At 62.0% G+C, this 17,592-nt stretch carries 19 protein-coding genes and 1 tRNA gene; 8 read left to right on the plus strand and 12 right to left on the minus strand.

What is annotated here, in order from left to right:
* The 9 genes from J0I64_RS13775 to J0I64_RS13815 form a co-directional block, all read right to left on the minus strand.
* Positions 1–483, minus strand: a 483-nt coding sequence (locus J0I64_RS13775) for a hypothetical protein (RefSeq protein ID WP_291409174.1), incomplete at its 3' end; no start/stop codon positions are given.
* A 2-nt stretch (positions 484–485) separates the two neighbouring features.
* Positions 486–758: a CopG family transcriptional regulator gene (locus tag J0I64_RS13780; protein WP_291409176.1), complete on the minus strand. Its 273-nt coding sequence runs from the start codon at positions 756–758 to the stop codon at positions 486–488.
* Between the two features lie 345 nt (positions 759–1,103).
* On the minus strand, positions 1,104–1,802 hold the full coding sequence (locus J0I64_RS13785) for a VIT family protein (RefSeq protein WP_291409178.1): 699 nt from the start codon (positions 1,800–1,802) through the stop codon (positions 1,104–1,106).
* Entirely contained in the window at positions 1,799–3,106 is a 1,308-nt protein-coding gene (locus J0I64_RS13790; RefSeq protein WP_291409181.1) for an ATP-binding protein, read from the minus strand. Before J0I64_RS13790 ends, J0I64_RS13785 begins: the two co-directional genes overlap by 4 nt.
* The gene (locus tag J0I64_RS13795) at positions 3,103–3,777 is read right to left on the minus strand and encodes a response regulator transcription factor (RefSeq protein ID WP_291409182.1); all 675 of its coding nucleotides are present in this window, start codon (positions 3,775–3,777) and stop codon (positions 3,103–3,105) included. Before J0I64_RS13795 ends, J0I64_RS13790 begins: the two co-directional genes overlap by 4 nt.
* Complete coding sequence (locus J0I64_RS13800; RefSeq protein WP_291409184.1) at positions 3,758–4,342, minus strand: cytochrome b/b6 domain-containing protein; 585 nt, start codon at positions 4,340–4,342, stop codon at positions 3,758–3,760. Before J0I64_RS13800 ends, J0I64_RS13795 begins: the two co-directional genes overlap by 20 nt.
* Complete coding sequence (locus J0I64_RS13805) at positions 4,335–4,607, minus strand: PepSY domain-containing protein (RefSeq protein WP_291409186.1); 273 nt, start codon at positions 4,605–4,607, stop codon at positions 4,335–4,337. Before J0I64_RS13805 ends, J0I64_RS13800 begins: the two co-directional genes overlap by 8 nt.
* Before the next feature lie 169 nt (positions 4,608–4,776).
* The gene (locus J0I64_RS13810) at positions 4,777–6,363 is read right to left on the minus strand and encodes a tyrosine-type recombinase/integrase (protein WP_291409188.1); all 1,587 of its coding nucleotides are present in this window, start codon (positions 6,361–6,363) and stop codon (positions 4,777–4,779) included.
* Positions 6,364–6,441: 78 nt separating this feature from the next.
* A tRNA-Ser gene (locus tag J0I64_RS13815) sits at positions 6,442–6,531 on the minus strand.
* Positions 6,532–6,753: 222 nt separating this feature from the next.
* Between J0I64_RS13815 and J0I64_RS13820 the strand changes: the two genes are divergently transcribed.
* The 4 genes from J0I64_RS13820 (at position 6,754) to J0I64_RS13835 (ending at position 8,701) form a co-directional block, all read left to right on the plus strand.
* Positions 6,754–7,077, plus strand: coding sequence for a hypothetical protein (locus tag J0I64_RS13820; RefSeq protein WP_291409190.1), 324 nt, complete (start codon positions 6,754–6,756; stop codon positions 7,075–7,077).
* A 52-nt stretch (positions 7,078–7,129) separates the two neighbouring features.
* Entirely contained in the window at positions 7,130–7,786 is a 657-nt protein-coding gene (gene msrA / locus J0I64_RS13825) for a peptide-methionine (S)-S-oxide reductase MsrA (protein WP_291409192.1), read from the plus strand.
* A 121-nt stretch (positions 7,787–7,907) separates the two neighbouring features.
* Positions 7,908–8,300, plus strand: coding sequence for an MmcQ/YjbR family DNA-binding protein (locus tag J0I64_RS13830; RefSeq protein WP_291409194.1), 393 nt, complete (start codon positions 7,908–7,910; stop codon positions 8,298–8,300).
* 26 nt (positions 8,301–8,326) lie between these two features.
* Positions 8,327–8,701 (plus strand): VOC family protein, encoded by a 375-nt coding sequence (locus J0I64_RS13835; RefSeq protein ID WP_291409196.1) that lies wholly within the window; start codon positions 8,327–8,329, stop codon positions 8,699–8,701.
* 1,180 nt (positions 8,702–9,881) lie between these two features.
* Here J0I64_RS13835 and J0I64_RS13840 read toward each other — a convergent pair.
* Entirely contained in the window at positions 9,882–10,784 is a 903-nt protein-coding gene (locus J0I64_RS13840) for a S1C family serine protease (RefSeq protein WP_291409198.1), read from the minus strand.
* A gap of 177 nt (positions 10,785–10,961) precedes the next feature.
* Here J0I64_RS13840 and J0I64_RS13845 point away from each other — a divergent pair, with 177 nt between their 5' ends.
* Positions 10,962–11,369, plus strand: coding sequence for a DUF4260 domain-containing protein (locus J0I64_RS13845; RefSeq protein ID WP_366933744.1), 408 nt, complete (start codon positions 10,962–10,964; stop codon positions 11,367–11,369).
* A gap of 99 nt (positions 11,370–11,468) precedes the next feature.
* On the opposite strand, the gene J0I64_RS13850 is transcribed toward J0I64_RS13845, so the two are convergent.
* Complete coding sequence (locus J0I64_RS13850; RefSeq protein ID WP_291409201.1) at positions 11,469–12,068, minus strand: dihydrofolate reductase family protein; 600 nt, start codon at positions 12,066–12,068, stop codon at positions 11,469–11,471.
* A 219-nt stretch (positions 12,069–12,287) separates the two neighbouring features.
* Positions 12,288–13,055, minus strand: coding sequence for a TetR family transcriptional regulator C-terminal domain-containing protein (locus tag J0I64_RS13855; RefSeq protein ID WP_291409203.1), 768 nt, complete (start codon positions 13,053–13,055; stop codon positions 12,288–12,290).
* A gap of 129 nt (positions 13,056–13,184) precedes the next feature.
* Between J0I64_RS13855 and J0I64_RS13860 the strand changes: the two genes are divergently transcribed.
* The 3 genes from J0I64_RS13860 to J0I64_RS13870 all read left to right on the plus strand — a co-directional run bounded on the left by J0I64_RS13860 (position 13,185) and on the right by J0I64_RS13870 (position 17,470).
* Positions 13,185–14,510 carry an aspartate aminotransferase family protein gene (locus tag J0I64_RS13860; RefSeq protein ID WP_291409204.1) on the plus strand — a complete coding sequence of 442 codons (1,326 nt, stop codon included), beginning with the start codon at positions 13,185–13,187 and terminating at the stop codon, positions 14,508–14,510.
* Positions 14,511–14,576: 66 nt separating this feature from the next.
* Positions 14,577–16,073 (plus strand): CoA-acylating methylmalonate-semialdehyde dehydrogenase, encoded by a 1,497-nt coding sequence (locus tag J0I64_RS13865; protein ID WP_291409206.1) that lies wholly within the window; start codon positions 14,577–14,579, stop codon positions 16,071–16,073.
* A 146-nt stretch (positions 16,074–16,219) separates the two neighbouring features.
* A complete protein-coding gene (locus J0I64_RS13870) occupies positions 16,220–17,470 on the plus strand; it encodes a Zn-dependent hydrolase (protein ID WP_291409208.1) in 1,251 nt (416 codons plus the stop codon).
* Positions 17,471–17,592: the final 122 nt, after the last annotated feature.

The following is a 17,592-nucleotide window of genomic DNA, read 5'->3' on the forward strand; positions in this document are numbered from 1 at the left end:
CAGGGCAGCGAGGACGGCCAAATCATGCGCACCGGCGACGATGGGATGGCCGAACAGGATTTCGACCTGGCGGGCAACCTTTTCATGCCGGGCATGATCGAAGCGCGACGATAGAACCCGTCCTGTCGCCGGATCGGTTTCCGGCACAACCACATGCCAATGCTGCGCGGCGACATCGGCTACGGCACGGGCCTTGGTGTGTGCCACAATAAGGGGCGTTGCGGGGTCAAAACCGAACTCGGCCCCCAGCATGCCGACCACATCGTGGAACTGCCGGCGGTCCATTTCCACCTGGGGCGCGATGATGAAATGCCGGAGGGAATAGGAGCGACCGAACCGGCGTGCATCGGCCACGGCGTCATCGAGGTCGGCAATCGCACCCTGCACGATCTCCACCGCCTCGTTATCGTCCGCATCGCTCAGGTGCCGGGCCAGAGCGCCCGCACCGGCAGAGGCCCTGAGGCGTGTGGCCTTGATGAGCATGGTTAGCGACCCAGCAGCTTCTGAGCATCGGCCCGAGCCTGCGCCAAATCGTCAGTGCGGCCATTGCGAGCTTCGATGGAATTGATGCGGCGGCGCAGCGATGCGACGGCATACGCATCATCGGGCGACAAGGAGTGGGGGCGTTTCAGATGCGAGCGCAAGGCGCTGCGGATCAGGGCCGAAACCGAAATGCCACGTTCCTGCGCCGCACGTTCCACGGCACTCTTGTCGTTGGCAGGAAGACGAAGTTCCAGCCTTACATCGTTCGAGCGCATCCTATGCCGCCTTTCTGCCTTTGGGGGTGCACGGGGGACTTCCCCCTGCCCTGCTGTCCGTGCAACGGACATGGCTGGCCCCTCATTCTTCGGGGTCGGCATGAGTATCGATGTGGTATTAGAATACCGCAATAGGTGTGTACGGAAAAATCGACAAAGGACATGTGCGCCAGCACGCAAACCGGCAGATCATCTGCCGGCGGGACACCGCCCGTAGCCGCCAGATAGCGAAGGGGGGCGGCCCGCTTGCGATGGCCCGTCAATGGCAATGACGGGGTGGTTTAGCTGCCAGTCGGCTCTTCGGCAGCACGCCTGATGAGCAGACATGGCTGGCACATTGCCGACTTAGGTACTGACACCGAACAGCGCGCCGATTGCCGCCGTAGCCGCCATAGCGATGGCGCCCCAGAAAACGACGCGGGCAGCGCCCCGCGCGACGCCTGCACCACCGGCCGACGCACCAAGCGCACCCAGGACGGCCAGCCCGAGGAGCGTCGTACCGGCCACGACCAGGTTGGCTTGCTCTGCCGGGGTGAAGAATGCAACGGCGATTGGCACCACGGCACCGGCAGCAAAGGTGAGAGCCGAGACTAAAGCAGCCTGGACCGGATTGGTCTCGACGGTTTCCGAGATTCCAAGTTCATCGCGGGCATGTGCGGCCAGGGCGTCGCGGGCCGTCAGCTGGGTGGCCACCTGGCGCGCCAGGCTATTGTCGAGGCCCCGGGCAACATAGATCTCTGTCAATTCGTCAAGTTCGCCAGCCGGGTCGTCGGCGAGCTCGGCGCGTTCGCGTGCAAGGTCGGCCTGTTCGGCGTCCGACTGCGAGCTTACTGAGACATATTCGCCCGCTGCCATGGACATGGCACCCGCCACCAGACCCGCAAGCCCAGCGATCAGGATCGCCTTATGATCGGACCCTGCTGTGGCGACGCCCACAACCAGACTAGCGGTGGAGACCAGCCCATCATTGGCACCGAGTACCGCGGCGCGCAGCCAGCCGATGCGATGGACCATATGCACTTCCGAATGCGTCAGTCGGCTCATGTCGAACCCTCCGTGCTGAAATGAATCGAGGCCACCATGCCGGTGGCGCTGCTCTGCTGCACGAGCCGGGCGCCATGCAGCGTTAGCACGCGTTCGACGATGGCAAGGCCGATGCCCAGGCTATCGGATGCCCGCTTGGACGCCGCACTGTCCGGCTTGCTGTCGATAATGGAAATCACGGGACCGCTGCCCACCCTAACGGTGATCGCGGTGCCAGGGGGAGAATGGCGGACGGCGTTTTCGATGAGGTTGCGGCAGGCATCCCGAATAAGGCTCGGGACGATCATCGCCATCGGCTCGCCGTCCTTTTCGAAGGCGATGGTATCGCCGCGGGTGAGCACCCAAGGCGCAATGGAGCCGACAACGTCCTCGCACAACTGCGCAAGGTCCGTGGCCAGATACTGCCGCTCGCTGATCGCTTCGAGCCGGGCGAGCGCGGTCAACTGCGTGACGAATTCGGAGAGCTCGTCGACATCAGCCTCTGCCTTGCGTGCCCTGGGGCTGTCGATGCCCGACAGCTCGAGCTTGATGATGGCGAGCGGCGTCCGCACCTCGTGCGCAATGGCCGACGTCAGCATGCGCTGGCCGCGGATGAGGTCGCCTGAGCGCTTGAAGGCGCGGTTGACTGCGCCGGTCAGCCGGCTGATTTCCTGTGGCATGGTGCCGGTCGGCAACCCATCGCCCAGCGCCAGCGGATCGAGATTATCGGCGGCCTGTGCTGCTGCCTCGACCGGGCGCAGGGCAGCGATGATCGAGACAATGGCGCCACCCACCGCAAACACCAGCAACAGGCTCATGGGAACCACCAGATGGTCGAGCACCTCATGCCAGAACACGCCCCAGATCAGGCCCTCGCTGTCGCCAACGGTAGCAAACTCAACCAGAAGCACGCGTCCGCCACGCTCGACCGTGCCGCCACCGGCAACATGCAGCGGCTTGCCGGGCTGGATGAAGCGCACCCAGAAATCGGGCGGCTGGACGGTAGGGGGCAGGAAATGGTCTTCGCAGGCTGCATCGCATGAGGAAAAGAGGATTGTGCCATCGAGGGTGCGCACACGCGCGAAATAGCCGCGTCCGGGCGCGAAGAGGTCGGCCATCTCGTCTGGCAATGCGTAGTGCGTCGTCGAGCCGTCTGTCAGCTGACCCTCGCCGAGCTGGTCAACCTGCTGCTCGATGAGCAAACGCCCAAGCTCCTCGTCGTTGAAATAGTAGTCTGCCACGACCAAGGCCATCTGGGCCAAAGCTGCGATGAGGCCGAAGACGACGATGCGGATGGCAGCGATCTGCCAGAGAGGCCTCGTCACGCAATGGTCCTCAGCAGATAGCCGACGCCGCGAATGGTCTCGATGGCAAAGCCGGTGGGTGCGGCCTCAAGCCGCTTGCGCAGGCGGGATACCGAGAGCTCCACGGCATTAGCGCTCCGCTCGTCGCCGAATTCGGAAAAGCTGTGCTCGATTGTGCGTTTAGGCACGACCTGATCGGCCTGGCGCATCAGCATTTCCAGTAGCCCGCGTTCACGCGGCGCCAGATCGAATATCTCGTCGCCACAGCGAGCGGGCTCACCCGAGAGCGGCAGCACGACGTTGCCGACCATCAGCTCGGGCATCACCGCCTGCGGCGACCGGCGCAGCAAAGCGCGAATGCGGGCAATGAGTTCGCCATTATTGAAGGGCTTGGCGAGGTAGTCGTCGGCGCCAGCATCGAGCCCGTCGATGCGTTCGTCGACCGCACCGCGCGCCGTCAGCACGAGGACGGGTACCGGCATGCGCCGCTTACGGATGCGACGCAGCACGTCGAGTCCGTCTATATCCGGCAGACTCAGGTCGAGAATAACGATGTCGTAGGGCACCTGGCGCAGGGCTTCGTATCCGTCTTCGCCCAGCTCGAACGCATCGACGAGCCAGCCGGCATCGCGCAGCGTCTGGCCCGTCAACTCGCGTAGCCGCGCATTGTCCTCAATCAGCAATATCCGCATCGTGTGCGCCCAAAGCCCGTTTCCTGCCGGTCACCATGGCCCATGGCAGATTTTCCTTATGCCTGAAGCTTTCTATCACGGCGGCGGCGATATGCAGAATAGCCAGCGCCATGATAGAATTGGCCAGAAGGCCATGGAGGTATTCGACCCATTCGACGCCCCAGAAGGCATCGAGCCCCATCATCCAACCGGTGAGACCGAGCCCGGCCAGCAGAGCTATCAGCGCCAGCATCATGACGGCGCCGAGCGGCGAATGGCCGAGGCGCCTTGCATCTGCGCCACGCAACAGGGCGGAGACATGGGCGATGACGCGCCGGGGCGTGGGGAAGAAATCGGAAAACCGGGCATGCCGCGTACCGACAATACCCCAGACAAGCCGGACCGTCAGCGCCGCGACAACGACATAGCCTGTGACGCGGTGGGCATATTTGCCGTGCTCGAAAACCCAGAGGTTGAGGACTACGCCGGTCACTATGGTCCAGTGGAACAGCCGGACCACCGGATCCCAAACCTTAATGGTGGCGGCGGATGGATCCGCCGCCACAGGGAGCATGCCCTTAGCCATCGATCTCGGCCTCGACCACATCACCGGTCACGGGGTTGAAGTAGACTTCGGCGCGCTTGTTGTCCTTGGTGAAACCGTAGATTTCGTAGCAGTTGCCGGTCACCTGGAAGGTCTTGATGGTGTAGCCGAGTTCGTCGACCTTGGCCTTCATCGCATCCTGGCTCATCCACTTTTCCTGCGGTTCGGTCGTGCAGGACGGGCTCGCCATGGCCACGGCAGGACTGAGGGCAACCAGGCCGAGAACCAGTGCAGTCTTGAGCATCATTTGTAGTCTCCATCTGCGCCGCTTCAGCGCGGCGATGACGATGGAATAAAGGCTCGAAGCTGTCGGAATGCTGTCGACCGAGACAGATCGCTTGCCATGCGAATGTCCGCTTATAGGTGGGTCGCCGAGCCTGATGCATGGCGACTATGGGGTCGGCTTCCGACGCCCCCTATGCCTTTGGCTTGGTGATATAAGGAGTGAGGTTCAGCCCCTCGGGCAAGCGGAGAGCGGCCAGCACCTCGACTTCTTCGACCAGCAGGGTCTTCTTGCCATAGTTGTCACCCGCCGACTTCATGGCATGGCCGGTCTGACGGTCGGCGGTGCGAGGGTCGATCTTCGCCACCCTCATGATATCCTTGGCCGTGTGCCGGCTCGAATGGAACGTGGTTTCATAGGGTCGATGGATGCCCAGCTTCTCCAGCCGGCCATTGAGACGCTTGGAGGCGGCGTCGGCGGGGTCTTTCACCAATTCCTTGCCGTGCCGGAAGGCATGGGGGAATAGCCACTCGTCGGCCTTCCGCTTGGCGCAGTGGTCATAGAATGCGGTCTGTTCCAGCACCTCATGCAACGCGAACAGGCGACGGCTGGTCGCGTTCTTGATCTGCCGTTCCGTCTGCTCGCCCTCGATAACGAGGTCGGTGGTCAGGTCTGCGACCCAGAGCGTGTCGGTGATCCGATAAATATCCTTGCCTTGCAGGAAGATCAGTTCGCCTACGCGAGCACCCGTCAACGTCGCCAAGAGCGGCAACCATTTGAGGTCTGGCCGGCTCTCCTGTGCTGCCGCCGTGAACCAGATGTTCAGTTCCTCGACCGTGAACGGCACACGAACCACGGAATCACGGGCCGTATTGGGGATGGCCGGGCTCATGTCAGCCAGTGGTGAGCGAAAATCATGTTCGGCGGCCATGGTCTTGAAGAACATGCGAAGCGGGCTCAGATAGTTCGCCTCGATGGCCTTGCCGGTGAGCGTGGGGAAACGGCGCTCTTTGAGGGTGTCATTGTGGTTCGCAGCCTGTTCCCGCGTCATGCCATGAAACATCCGCTCCTTGACCATGTTGGCGGGGGAGCGTGCCAACACATTGGTGAAGCTCTGGAAGTCAGAGAACCGATAGCGGTTGACCGGCTTGTTGCCGGCATATTCCACGAAGTCGCGGATGCGGTTCGCGTCGGTCTTGACCTTCTTGTCCTGCGCGTGGTCCTTGCGAAGCTCGGTCCAAGTCTCAAGTTCGTCCAGCAGCATGGGCTTATCGGGGCCGCCGGCCAAGACTTGCTGCACCTGAGCCGACAATGCCGCAAGTTGGGCAGCGATGTCGTTGCGCTGATTCTTTGGCAGACTTTCAGCAGTCTTGGCGAGGCCATCGATTGCGCCGCCTAGCAGCTGCAAACGTTCCTGCATGTCCAACTGGTCGCGGTATCGCTCGGTCTGCAATCGCAATGTGACAGTCCTCACCTCCAACTCGCGTTGCCTACGAAGGCTGTCGATGGTGGACTCTGCATCGGCCAGCACCTGCACCAGCAGTTCCTGCAATTCTTCGACCAGTTCGTCGCGGCTCATATCGGTCATGGCGTCCCCCGTTTCGGCGGCACGGAATAGCCTCTCGGCATGACCGGCCAGTAAACGCGCAACACGCAATGCAGGACGTTTTGGTAAGGGTCCAAGGTTGAGCCTGACCGGCACCCTGCCGAAACAAGGCTCAAGTGAACGCGGGATTCTGATCTGGAATCGCCAGCCGCTGGAACGCGCCGTGAGATGCATGCGACCGCCTCGGGTACATTGCTGGGTACAATTCCCGCCCGAAACGTCGAATATTCAATGAAATCAATGGGATGTGAATGGCGGAGAGAGAGGGATTCGAACCCTCGAGACGGTTCCCCGCCTACACACTTTCCAGGCGTGCGCCTTCGACCACTCGGCCATCTCTCCGCATCGCCTTGGCGACCCTGGAACCAGGTCGTGCACGGCACCTTCGGGCCGTTGCGAGCGTGGCGCAATATACTGATGAACGTTTCGGGCGCAAGCACGAGTTTGCGCATCTCCCAAATGTTTTCACAAAGGCGCGGGTCTCTTGTGAAGCGGGGCAAGGGCGTGGCAAAAGAAAAGCGTGCAGGGCGGGCGGTCGCCGCCCATCAGCACGGGACGGGGTGAATGCGGATAGCCTTGCGAATAATCGGCACCTGGCTCATTGGCCTGGCGCTGGTGCTGCTTGTCATTGATGGAACGAAGTCACTCGCGGCCAATGCGCTCGTCATGACGTCGCTGGGTGATATCTGGACCCAGATCCACGCTCAAAGCCTTGTTTCCGTACGCGAATTTTTCGAGAGCCGGTTTTTTGCCAACCTCTTGGGCCAGGCGCTCGACGTGCTCTTGCCCTATCACGCCTTTGCGGTGATCGGGGTGCCCGGCGTGGTTCTGGCGCTGCTCGGTCGCAAGCCGCGACGCGAGCGGTTTTTGCGGACCGAAGAAATCTGACCTAAAAATCGGGGGTGCGAATCCCCATATTATGCGGCGAAAGGAGCAACTCATGTTCTTCCGCACCAAGCCGACTACTATTCCAACCACCGACGAGGCCCTGCCGGGCCGCGATGTGGAAATGCCTGTGGCCGCTCAACATTTCGTCAATGGCTTCAACCTCAAGGGCCCATATCCTGAGGGCGCTGAAACCGTCTATTTCGGCCTTGGCTGTTTCTGGGGGGCAGAGCGCCTCTTCTGGCAGTTGCCGGGCGTCATCGTGACGGCCGTGGGCTATCAGGGTGGGCACACGCCCAACCCGACCTATGAAGAGGTCTGCTCGGGCCATACCGGCCATACCGAGAGCGTCATGGTGGTCTATGACCCCAAGGCTATCTCCTTGGGAACATTGCTCAAAACCTTCTGGGAAGAGCACGACCCGACCCAGGGCATGCGCCAGGGCAATGACGTCGGCACGCAATACCGCTCGGCCATCTACACCACCACGCCCGAACAGGCGGAAGTGGTGACGACGAGCCAGGTGATGTACCAAAATGCCTTGCACGAGAAGGGTTTGGGAGCAATCACCACCGAGGTGGCACCGGCCAAGCCGTTCTACTTTGCCGAGACCTATCACCAGCAATACCTGGCCAAGAACCCCAATGGCTATTGCGGGCTCAATGGCACGGGCGTCAGCTGCCCGGTCGGGCTCGGGGTTGCCGCCGAATAGTTCGATAAACCCGCGACGGGGATAGATTTTTTGTGGGGCGTTTTCGGGGCGGCGACAGGGTTCGCTTCCCTGTCAGCGCCTCCCTTGTTCCCGTCGCGATCTGGTTAGCACACTGTTATCCATGAGCGTCACCTACCCCACCATAATGCGACGAACTGGTTTTGAAGCCTTCGTTGCCGCGCTGCCGGCGGTGACGCTGGTGCGCCAGTGGCGTGACGATTCGGTCGCCAAGGTCGGCGACAAGATTTTTGCGCTGCTCGATCAGGATCCCGGCGAGGTCTGGTGCAAGGTTTCGGACATGTCCTATGACCTGCTGACCGAACTGCCCGGCATTCGGCCGGCACCCTATTTTGCCCGTGCCGGCTGGGTCGCCATTTCGGCCGCGAGCCCCCTCGCTGCCGACGACATCGAAGCCCATGTCGTCGAGGCACATCGGCTTGTCGCCGCCAGGATGAGCCGCAGGAAACGCCTGCAATTGGGTATAGACCACCTGCCGGTGCATCAGCCAATCTAACCCCGGCTTGGGCCAGGGAGGAAAGAATGGTTGGTGCAGGTTTGGCGGCAGTTGGCCAGGTGTCGCGCAGTGTGCGCGATATTGCGGCCTCGACGGCCTGGTATCGCGACGTGCTGGGCCTGACCCATCTCTATCAGTTTGACACCCTCAGCTTTTTCGATTGCGGCGGTCTGCGGCTCTATCTGCAGGAAAGCGCCGAGGCGGGGCCGGAATCGGTGCTTTACTTTCGCGTGGCCGATATTGCCGCTGCACATCAGGCGCTGGTGGCCAAGGGCGTCGAGTTCATCCAACCGCCGAATCTCATCCATCGGCATGAAAATGGAATGGAGGAGTGGATGGGGTTTTTCCGCGACTTGGAGGGGCGGCCGCTGGCGCTGATGGCGCAGGTGAAGGCCGGCTAGGCGCAGGTGGCGTCGGAGAAGGGGCGTAGGGAGCGAGGGGCGTAGGAGGTGAGGCGGTAGAGGTGAGGCGGTAGAGGTGGGCGAGGGGCGTAGGGAGGTGGCGTTGGCGCAGGGGCAGAGACAGAGACAGAGACAGAGACAGAGACAGAGGCAGAGGGCGGTGCCTAGGCTTGTCGGGGTGGGGGCCGACAAGACCGACGGAACTTGGGGCCTGAGGCCTATAGTCCGGTGGGTAGCGCCTCGGTTCCTGGCACGTTGCTTCAGTGCTGTCGCAGGGCTGCTTACGCTCGGTGCATTCCGGCGGCCCAATTGTCTCCGTGTCAGTCCCTCTCAAGACAGGAAACGGACAGACCCGCTTGCGCGAGAATGACGCGGTGGGGTGAGGGCATAGGGTAGGTAGTGCCGGCGGTGGGGACTGCGGGGCGATAGCATCGTGTGACTTGAGGGCCGGGTAGCCGTTGGGACGGGCCAACAGGCTGCGGGCGTTAGAGGGGAGGGGCTGGTACCTCGTCCTGCCGCCTCATGGAGCGCCGTTCGCGCCCGACGCATTCCGGCCGGCGAATTGTCACCGCTTCTTTCCCGCGCAAGCAGAAATCTCTCTGTGCTGGAAACAGAGATTCCCGCTGGCGCGGGAATGACGTCGCGGGTGGGGGAGAGGGAGATGCCGGGCATCGGGCAGGTAGCGTCGGGGTAGGACGAAAGGGCTATAGGATCAGAAGCCAGAAGCCAGAAGCCAGAAGCCAGAAGCCAGAAGCCAGAAGCCAGACCCAAGACCCAAGACCCAAGACCCAAGGCCCAAGGCCTCCAGAAGGTGGGGCTCCTTTGCTGTAGGGCTATGTCGTACGAAGCCATCGTCCGGGCTCTCCATGCTCGACGCATTCAGCCCCCTAATTGCCACGGAGTCATTCCCGCGAAAGCGGGAATCTTTCTGCGTAGGAAGCGCGGATTCCCGCTTTCGTGGGAATGGCCGCGGAGCGGGACGCGGATGACGTCGTGGCGAGGCGGTTGCGACGCGGTGGTGTCGGCGCACCAAGCTGTGGTGCCGTCTGTTTACCGCGCCGCTGAGGCGTAATTGACGTCATCGGTCAGAGCAGGAACATCGCCGTTGGTCGGGCGCGAACGGCGATGGCAGAAATGGGGGGCTGCTGTCGAAGTCGGGGCACGCTCCGCAGGCGCCGCCCTATTGCAGCTGCGGCTTCGTCAGAAAATCATTGCGGTCGGCGGTTTTGACGCGGAGCCAGGATTCGCGGCCGGAGCGGACGATGCGGAGGGAAAACTCGGAGCCGGCGGGGGCCTTGGCCCAGAGTTTGCGGTAGAAATCGCCGAGCCCTTCAACCTCTTCGCCGTCAAGTTCGGAAATGATGTCGCCGCTCTTGAGGCCGGCCTGTTCGGCGGGGCCGCCATCGGACACATTCATCACCACGACGCCATTGCTGCGCTCGGCCGAAAAGACGCCGAGCCACGGGCGGGCTTCCCGGCGGGCGCGGCCGCGGGTGACGAGATCGTCGAGAATGGGTTTCAGAAGGTCGATGGGGACCACCATGTTGATATCGACGCTATCGCCGGATTGCAGCATCTGGAGGCGCAGGGAGCCGAGACCGATGAGATCTCCGGCGCTGTCGATCAGGGCCGCGCCGCCCCATGACGGATGGAAGGGCGCGGTGAACAGCGCTTCTTCGAGTATATATTCCCAGTAGCCGGCGAATTCCTGCTTGGCGACGATCTCGTTGATCACCTCGTGGCCCTCGCCATCGATGATGCGGCCGATATCGCGCACCTTGGCGGCGGTGGAACTGCCAAGGCGCAGCGGCGGCAGATCGAGATCGCCCATGGCCTGGACGAGGCCAAAACCGGTTTCCTGATCATAGGCGACGACATGGGCCGGGACGACGCGCTCGTCATGGGTGGTGAGCCAGACCTCTTCGGCTTCGGTGATGAGATAGCCGATGGTGACGACAAGGCCCTCGTCATTGATCACGGCGCCGCTGCCCTCGCGCAGGGTGCCGAGAGTGGAGGCGGTGAAGGCCGTGTCGGGAACATGGGCCCGCAAGGCGACGATGGAATGGCGCGCGTTGGTGGACATGGCGATACCTGGGTCTTGAGTCATATCCATTAGATATGCCGCAATGGACAGGACGCAAGGATTTGGGGTGCAGGGCTGCTATCCATTCAAAAATGAATGGTCAGCGCCGGATTTTGGGGAATTCTATTCGAGGGTGGTGAGGACTAGCTATGACTCATCGCAGGAAAGGATCGTGCCATGACCAGTCAGACTTCTGTCGCCAACAACCGCCCCCTGGCTCTCAACGCCATGGCGTGGCAGCGCCTCGAGGGGCTTGCAGCCCTGGTTTTTGGTGTAGTGGCTTATGCCTGGCTGGGGCAATCCTGGCTGGTTTTCGCGCTGCTATTCTTTGTGCCGGATCTGTTCATGCTCGGCTATCTGCACTCGGCGCGGACCGGCGCTGCGGTCTACAATCTTGGGCACAATTATGCGGTGCCGGGGTTGCTGGCGCTGGCGGGTCTGGTGGTGGGGCCGATCGCCTTCGGGCTTGCCGCCATCTGGGTGGCCCATATCGGGCTCGATCGGGTGCTGGGCTATGGGCTCAAGCTCGAGGGCGGGTTCGAGCAGACGCATCTGGGCCCGATTGGAAAGGCCAAGCGGAAGTAGAGCTGCTTGCCGATCGATGTGCTCCGAGCTTTTCTATTCCACAGTGTCATTCCCGTTTTCGCGGGAATGACACGGGGCGTGAGAGAAGGCCGGGCGCTCCTACTTCACCACGCGATAATCCATGTGGGTGACATAGCGCGTGGCGCGGGCGCCGGTGGGCTCCAATGTGGCCGTCATGCCGTCCCAGAGGCGTTCGCCTTCGCCGGCGATCATCGGGACAATCTTGAGGTGCAGGGTGTCGACGGCGCCGGCATTGAGATAGTGGCGCAGGGTGCTGACGCCTCCGGCAATGGCGACGTTGCGCGCGCCGGCCACGTCTCGTGCTCGTTTGAGGGCCACATCATAGCCTTCGGTGACGAAGTGAAAGACCGTACCGCCTTCCATCTGCAGCGGCGGGCGGTGATAGTGGGTCAGCACGAAGACCGGGGCGTGATAGGGCGGGTTTTCGCCCCACCAACCGGTCCATGCGTCTTCCCAGGGGCCGCTGCCTGGGGCCGCATACATGTTCCGGCCCATGACATAGGCGCCGTAATCGGTGATCGCGGCGACCTCTTCCTTGTTGTTCTCGCCATCCTTGAACATCCAGCGGGCGATCTGCTGCGGGTCGATGGTGCCGAAGGGTTTTTCACGAGACTGATTGAGGCCGGTGCCGAAACCGTCCAGCGTCAGCATCATATGGGCAGATACGGTCTGGGGCATCTTTGGGGCCTTGGAATTGTTAAGGTGTAACTTTAGTATTGATGGACGGGGTGGGTTTGTCAATGGGGGGGCTGAGTGGCTCCCTCACCCCCTCCCGTCCTACCCCATCAAGGGGGAGGTGAAGGGACAGCGGTTTTGGCGGGATGGTGCCACACTCTCGAAGCAGCACCTCCCCCTTGATGGGGGAGGATGGGAGGGGGTGTCGGCAGGCGTGGGAGCCTACGCCCTGGGCCTAGGCGTGAGGCCGTACAAAAACAACTGCTCGAGATACCGTGCAGCATCTTCAAACCGCCCGTCCCCGCCGCGGCCTTTGCCCAGCACGGCGCGGACCTGGACGTCAAAATCGGCATAGTGCTGGGTTGTTGCCCAGATGGAAAAGATCAAATGATAGGGGTCGGTGCGGGTGATTTTGCCCTGGTCCATCCAGGTCATCAGCACCTGCGCCTTTTCATCGACCAGTGCCTTGAGGTCGATTTCGAGCATGTCGATGATGTGAGGCGCGCCGCGCAGCATTTCGTTGGCAAAGAGCCGGCTCTGGCGCGGGAAATCGCGGGCCATTTCGAGTTTGCGGCGGATATAGGAGCGGATTTCGACGAAGGGGTCGCCATCGGCACGCATCTCTTCGAGCGGGGCGAGCCAGGTGACCAGGAGCTCCGACATCAGGCGGCGGTGGATCTCTTCCTTCTTCGGGAAATAGTAGAGCAGGTTGGGCTTGCTCATGCCCGCGACCTCGGCGATCTGGTCGATGGTCGAGCCCCTGAAACCGTGGGCCGAAAACACTTCCAGCGCCGCTTCGAGTATAATGTCCTGCTTTTCGCGCTGGATGCGCGTCAGCGGACGCGGCTTGGCCGGAGCCGCGCCCTTGGCAGGCGCAGCCGACTTTGCCGCCTTTGCGTCGGCCTTGTGCTGCCGCCGGGCGGGGGAGGGAGGAGGCTCTGACGCGACCACCTTCGGTGACGCTGGAGATTTCAGCTTTCTGGGCGCCATTTTCGTCTTGCGGGAAAGAACAGGAGTGCTAACATTTTTCCAACTGGTCAAAAATCTTGGTTCCATATTCGCGTGTCAAGCGACAATTGGAAAAAGCTGACCAGCCGACAAAGAGGGAGAGCCTGAGCCGTGTCCAATTCCAATGTCGTACCGAACGATCTGAGTGCGTTCTGGATGCCCTTCACGGCAAATCGGCAATTCAAGAAGAATCCGCGCATGTTCGTGGCCGCCAAGGACATGCACTACACCACTTCCGATGGCCGCCAGGTGCTCGATGGCACGGCAGGACTCTGGTGCGTCAATGCCGGCCATGCCCGTCCGAAAATCGTCGAAGCCATCGCCAAGCAGGCCGCCGAGCTCGACTATGCGCCGGCTTTCCAGATGGGCCATCCCAAGGCGTTCGAGCTGGCCAACCGGCTGATCGATATTGCTCCCGACGGGCTCGACCATGTGCTCTTCACCAATTCCGGTTCGGAATCGGTGGAAACGGCGCTCAAGGTTGCGCTGGCCTATCATCGCGTTAAGGGCGAGGGTTCGCGTACGCGCCTCATTGGCCGCGAGCGCGCCTATCACGGCGTCAACTTCGGCGGCATTTCGGTGGGCGGCATCGTCACCAACCGCAAAATGTTCGGCACGCTGCTGACCGGCGTCGACCACATGCCGCATACGCACAACCTGGCGAAGAACGCCTTCTCCAAGGGCCTGCCGCAGCATGGCGTGGACCTGGCGGATGAGCTTGAGCGCATCGTGACACTGCATGATGCCTCGACCATTGCTGCCGTGATCGTCGAGCCGGTGGCCGGTTCGACCGGCGTGCTCATTCCGCCGCCGGGCTATCTCAAGCGCCTGCGCGACATCACCAAGAAGCACGGCATTCTGCTTATTTTTGATGAGGTCATCACCGGTTATGGGCGTCTGGGTACGCCGTTTGGCGCCGACTATTTCGATGTCGTGCCCGACATCATGGTCACCGCCAAGGGCCTGACCAATGGCGTCATTCCCATGGGCGCGGTGATGGTCTCGGCCGAAATCCACGATGCCTTCATGAACGGGCCGGAACACGTCATCGAGTTCTTCCACGGCTATACCTATTCGGGCAATCCGATCGCCTCGGCGGCGGGTCTGGCGACGCTCGAAACCTATAAGGACGATGGCCTGCTTACCCGCGGCGCGGAACTGGCACCCAAGTGGGAATCGGCACTGCATAGTTTGAAGGGCCTGCCGCATGTCATCGACATCCGCAATATCGGCCTTGTCGGCGCCATCGAACTGGAGCCGATTGCCGGGCAGCCGACCAAGCGCGCTTTCGCCGCCTTCCTGAAGGCCTTCGAGCAGGGCGTGCTGATCCGCACCACCGGCGATATCATTGCGCTGAGCCCGCCGCTGATCGTTTCGGAAAGCCAGATCGACCAGATCGTCTCGACGCTTGCAGGTATCCTCAAAACGCTTGAGTAGAATGGAATGAAAATTCTATACGACAGAATATAGAATGTTTGTTCCCAAGAAGGAGGGGAGGTTCTGATGCAGATCATCGAGAATGCCGTGGGTGGCAAGCGCTATGTGTCCTCGTCGACGCGGCGCGTACCCGTGTTCAACCCGGCAACTGGCGAGCAGAGCGCGGAACTGCCGCTCTCGACCATGGACGAGCTTAATGCAGCCGTCGCCAATGCGGTCAAGGCGCAGGTCGCCTGGGGTGCTACCCCGCCGATGAAGCGGGCGCGTGTCATGTTCAAGTTCAAGGCGCTGCTCGACCAATATGCCGACGATCTCGCCCGCGAGATTTCGAAAGAGCATGGCAAGGTGCATGACGACGCGCTGGGCGAAGTGGCGCGCGGCATCGACTGCGTCGACTTTGCCTGCGGTATTCCGCACCTTCTCAAGGGCGAATTTTCGCGAAACGTCGGGCCGTCGATCGACTCTTATTCCGATCGCCAGCCGCTGGGCGTTGTGGCCGGCATTACGCCGTTCAACTTCCCGGCCATGGTGCCGATGTGGATGTATCCGGCGGCCATCGCCTGCGGCAATGCGTTTATCCTAAAACCGTCCGAGCGTGATCCGTCTGCCCCGATGCTGGCCTGGAACCTCTTCATGGAGGCAGGGCTGCCCGAAGGCATTCTCAATGTCGTCCATGGCGACAAGGAAATGGTCGACGGCCTGCTCGACCATCCCGATGTGAAGGCCGTGTCTTTCGTCGGATCGACCCCGATTGCCGAATATGTCTACCAGCGCGGCACCAAGGCGGGAAAACGCGTGCAGGCGCTGGGCGGCGCCAAGAACCACATGATCATCATGCCGGACGCCGATCTCGACCAGGCGGCCGATGCGCTGATGGGCGCCGGCTATGGCTCGGCCGGCGAACGCTGCATGGCGATTTCGGTGGCCGTGCCGGTGGGCAAGGCGACGGCCGATGCGCTGGTTGCAAAACTCAAGCCGCGCGTCGAAAGCCTGAAAATCGGCCCGGCGACCGACAAGGACGCGGAAATGGGTCCGGTGGTCACCAAGATGCACCGGGACAAGATTCTGGGCTATATCGACTCTGGCGTCGAGCAGGGTGCGGAATTGGTAGTCGACGGGCGCGGTTTTTCGCTGCAGGGCTATGAGAACGGCTACTATGTCGGGGGGACGCTCTTCGACAATGTCGAACCGGACATGAAGATCTACAAGGAAGAGATTTTTGGGCCGGTACTCGCCGTCGTCCGCCGCGAGAGCTTCAAGGACGCGGTCGACCTGATCCATGGGCACGAATATGCCAATGGCACGGCGATCTTTACCCGCGACGGCGATGCGGCGCGCGAATTTGCCGACAAGATCGAAGTGGGCATGGTGGGCATCAATGTGCCGATCCCGGTGCCGGTCGCCTATCACTCCTTCGGCGGCTGGAAGCGGTCGCTGTTCGGCGATCACTCGATTTATGGGCCCGAGGGCGTGCATTTCTATACGCGGCTCAAGACCGTCACCACCCGCTGGCCCGCCGGCATCAAGGGCGGGGCGGAGTTTACCTTCCCGAGCCTGAAGTAGGGTGAAAATGGTCAGCGTTTCAATGACATCGCTGACCGGCCCTTGCCTCTCCCCCGCGGAGAGGGCAGAGACATTTATGGCCCCGCCATCGCTGTCGCGCGATGGCGGGGCCTCCTGTTTGAACATCACAATCTAAGAGCTGAAAAATGACCTCTCCCGGTGAAAACCTTCGTATCAATGGCGATCGGCTCTGGGAGAGCCTGATGGACATGGCCAAGATTGGCCCGGGCATTGCCGGCGGCAATAATCGCCAGACGCTGACCGACAGCGACAAGGAAGGCCGCGCGCTCTTCCAGCGCTGGTGCGAGCAAGCCGGTCTCACCATGGGTGTCGACAAGATGGGCACCATGTTCATGACCCGTCCGGGCACCGACCCCGATGCGCTGCCCGTCTATATCGGCAGCCACCTCGACACGCAGCCGACGGGCGGCAAGTATGACGGCGTGCTGGGCGTGCTCGCGGGCCTCGAAGTCGTGCGCTCGATGAACGATCTCGGGATCAAGACCAAGCACCCGATCGTCGTGACCAACTGGACCAATGAGGAAGGCGCGCGCTTTGCGCCGGCCATGGTGGCGTCGGGCGTTTTCGCGGGCGTGCATAGCCTTGACTATGCCTATGGCCGCAAGGACATGGATGGGAAGCTCTTTGGCGATGAACTCAAGCGCATCGGCTGGGTCGGTGACGAAGAGGTGGGCGCGCGAAAAATGCATGCCTATTTCGAATATCACATCGAGCAGGGGCCGATCCTCGAAGCCGAGGAAAAGCAGATCGGTGTCGTCACTCACTGCCAGGGGCTGTGGTGGCTCGAATTCACGCTGACGGGCAAGGAAGCCCATACCGGCTCGACGCCGATGACCATGCGCGTCAATGCTGGGCTTGCGATGGCGCGGATTTTTGAGGCTGTGCAGGAAATCGCGATGAGCGAACAGCCGGGCGCGGTCGCCGGCACGGGCCAGGTGAAGTTTTCGCCCAACTCGCGAAATGTGTTGCCGGGGACGGTTGTGTTCACGGTGGACCTCAGGACGCCGAGCCAGGAAAAGCTCGACCGCATGCGCGCGGCTATTGAGGCCAAGGCGGCCGAGATTTGCGCCGAACTGGGCGTGGGCTGCGCGGTAGAGGCAGTTGGACACTTTGATCCGGTGACGTTTGATCCCACGCTGGTTGGGCGTGTGCGCTCGGCGGCGGAGAAGCTCGGCTACAGCCACATGAACATCATTTCGGGTGCTGGGCACGATGCTTGCTGGGCAGCCAAGGTGGCGCCGTCGACGATGGTGATGTGCCCCTGCGTGGGCGGGCTTTCACACAATGAGGCGGAAGAGATCTCGATGGAATGGGCGGCAGCCGGCTGCGACGTGTTGTTCCATGCTGTGGTGGAAACCGCGGAGATCGTGGAGTGAGGAGGGCTTCCCCTCATCCGGCGCTTTGCGCCACCTTCTCCCCAATGGGGAGAAGAATGGGCTGGCGCTCACCTCTTGTTCCTCTCCCCATCGGGGAGAGGGTGGATCGGCCGCAGGCCGAG

The organism is Devosia sp. (genome assembly GCF_017307565.1).
Taxonomy (GTDB): Bacteria; Pseudomonadota; Alphaproteobacteria; order Rhizobiales; family Devosiaceae; genus Devosia.

Bases quoted from the DNA above. Each gene is read 5' to 3' on its own strand.
- J0I64_RS13870 (WP_291409208.1), top strand. From the start codon at position 16,220: ATGACCTCTCCCGGTGAAAACCTTCGTATCAATGGCGATCGGCTCTGG.
- msrA (WP_291409192.1), top strand. From the start codon at position 7,130: ATGTTCTTCCGCACCAAGCCGACTACTATTCCAACCACCGACGAGGCC.
- J0I64_RS13795 (WP_291409182.1), bottom strand. From the start codon at position 3,777: ATGCGGATATTGCTGATTGAGGACAATGCGCGGCTACGCGAGTTGACG.
- J0I64_RS13810 (WP_291409188.1), bottom strand. From the start codon at position 6,363: ATGCATCTCACGGCGCGTTCCAGCGGCTGGCGATTCCAGATCAGAATC.
- J0I64_RS13830 (WP_291409194.1), top strand. From the start codon at position 7,908: ATGAGCGTCACCTACCCCACCATAATGCGACGAACTGGTTTTGAAGCC.
- J0I64_RS13855 (WP_291409203.1), bottom strand. From the start codon at position 13,055: ATGGCGCCCAGAAAGCTGAAATCTCCAGCGTCACCGAAGGTGGTCGCG.
- J0I64_RS13840 (WP_291409198.1), bottom strand. From the start codon at position 10,784: ATGTCCACCAACGCGCGCCATTCCATCGTCGCCTTGCGGGCCCATGTT.
- J0I64_RS13835 (WP_291409196.1), top strand. From the start codon at position 8,327: ATGGTTGGTGCAGGTTTGGCGGCAGTTGGCCAGGTGTCGCGCAGTGTG.
- J0I64_RS13805 (WP_291409186.1), bottom strand. From the start codon at position 4,607: ATGATGCTCAAGACTGCACTGGTTCTCGGCCTGGTTGCCCTCAGTCCT.
- J0I64_RS13780 (WP_291409176.1), bottom strand. From the start codon at position 758: ATGCGCTCGAACGATGTAAGGCTGGAACTTCGTCTTCCTGCCAACGAC.
- J0I64_RS13800 (WP_291409184.1), bottom strand. From the start codon at position 4,342: ATGGCTAAGGGCATGCTCCCTGTGGCGGCGGATCCATCCGCCGCCACC.
- J0I64_RS13845 (WP_366933744.1), top strand. From the start codon at position 10,962: ATGACCAGTCAGACTTCTGTCGCCAACAACCGCCCCCTGGCTCTCAAC.
- J0I64_RS13820 (WP_291409190.1), top strand. From the start codon at position 6,754: ATGCGGATAGCCTTGCGAATAATCGGCACCTGGCTCATTGGCCTGGCG.
- J0I64_RS13850 (WP_291409201.1), bottom strand. From the start codon at position 12,068: ATGCCCCAGACCGTATCTGCCCATATGATGCTGACGCTGGACGGTTTC.
- J0I64_RS13785 (WP_291409178.1), bottom strand. From the start codon at position 1,802: ATGAGCCGACTGACGCATTCGGAAGTGCATATGGTCCATCGCATCGGC.
- J0I64_RS13865 (WP_291409206.1), top strand. From the start codon at position 14,577: ATGCAGATCATCGAGAATGCCGTGGGTGGCAAGCGCTATGTGTCCTCG.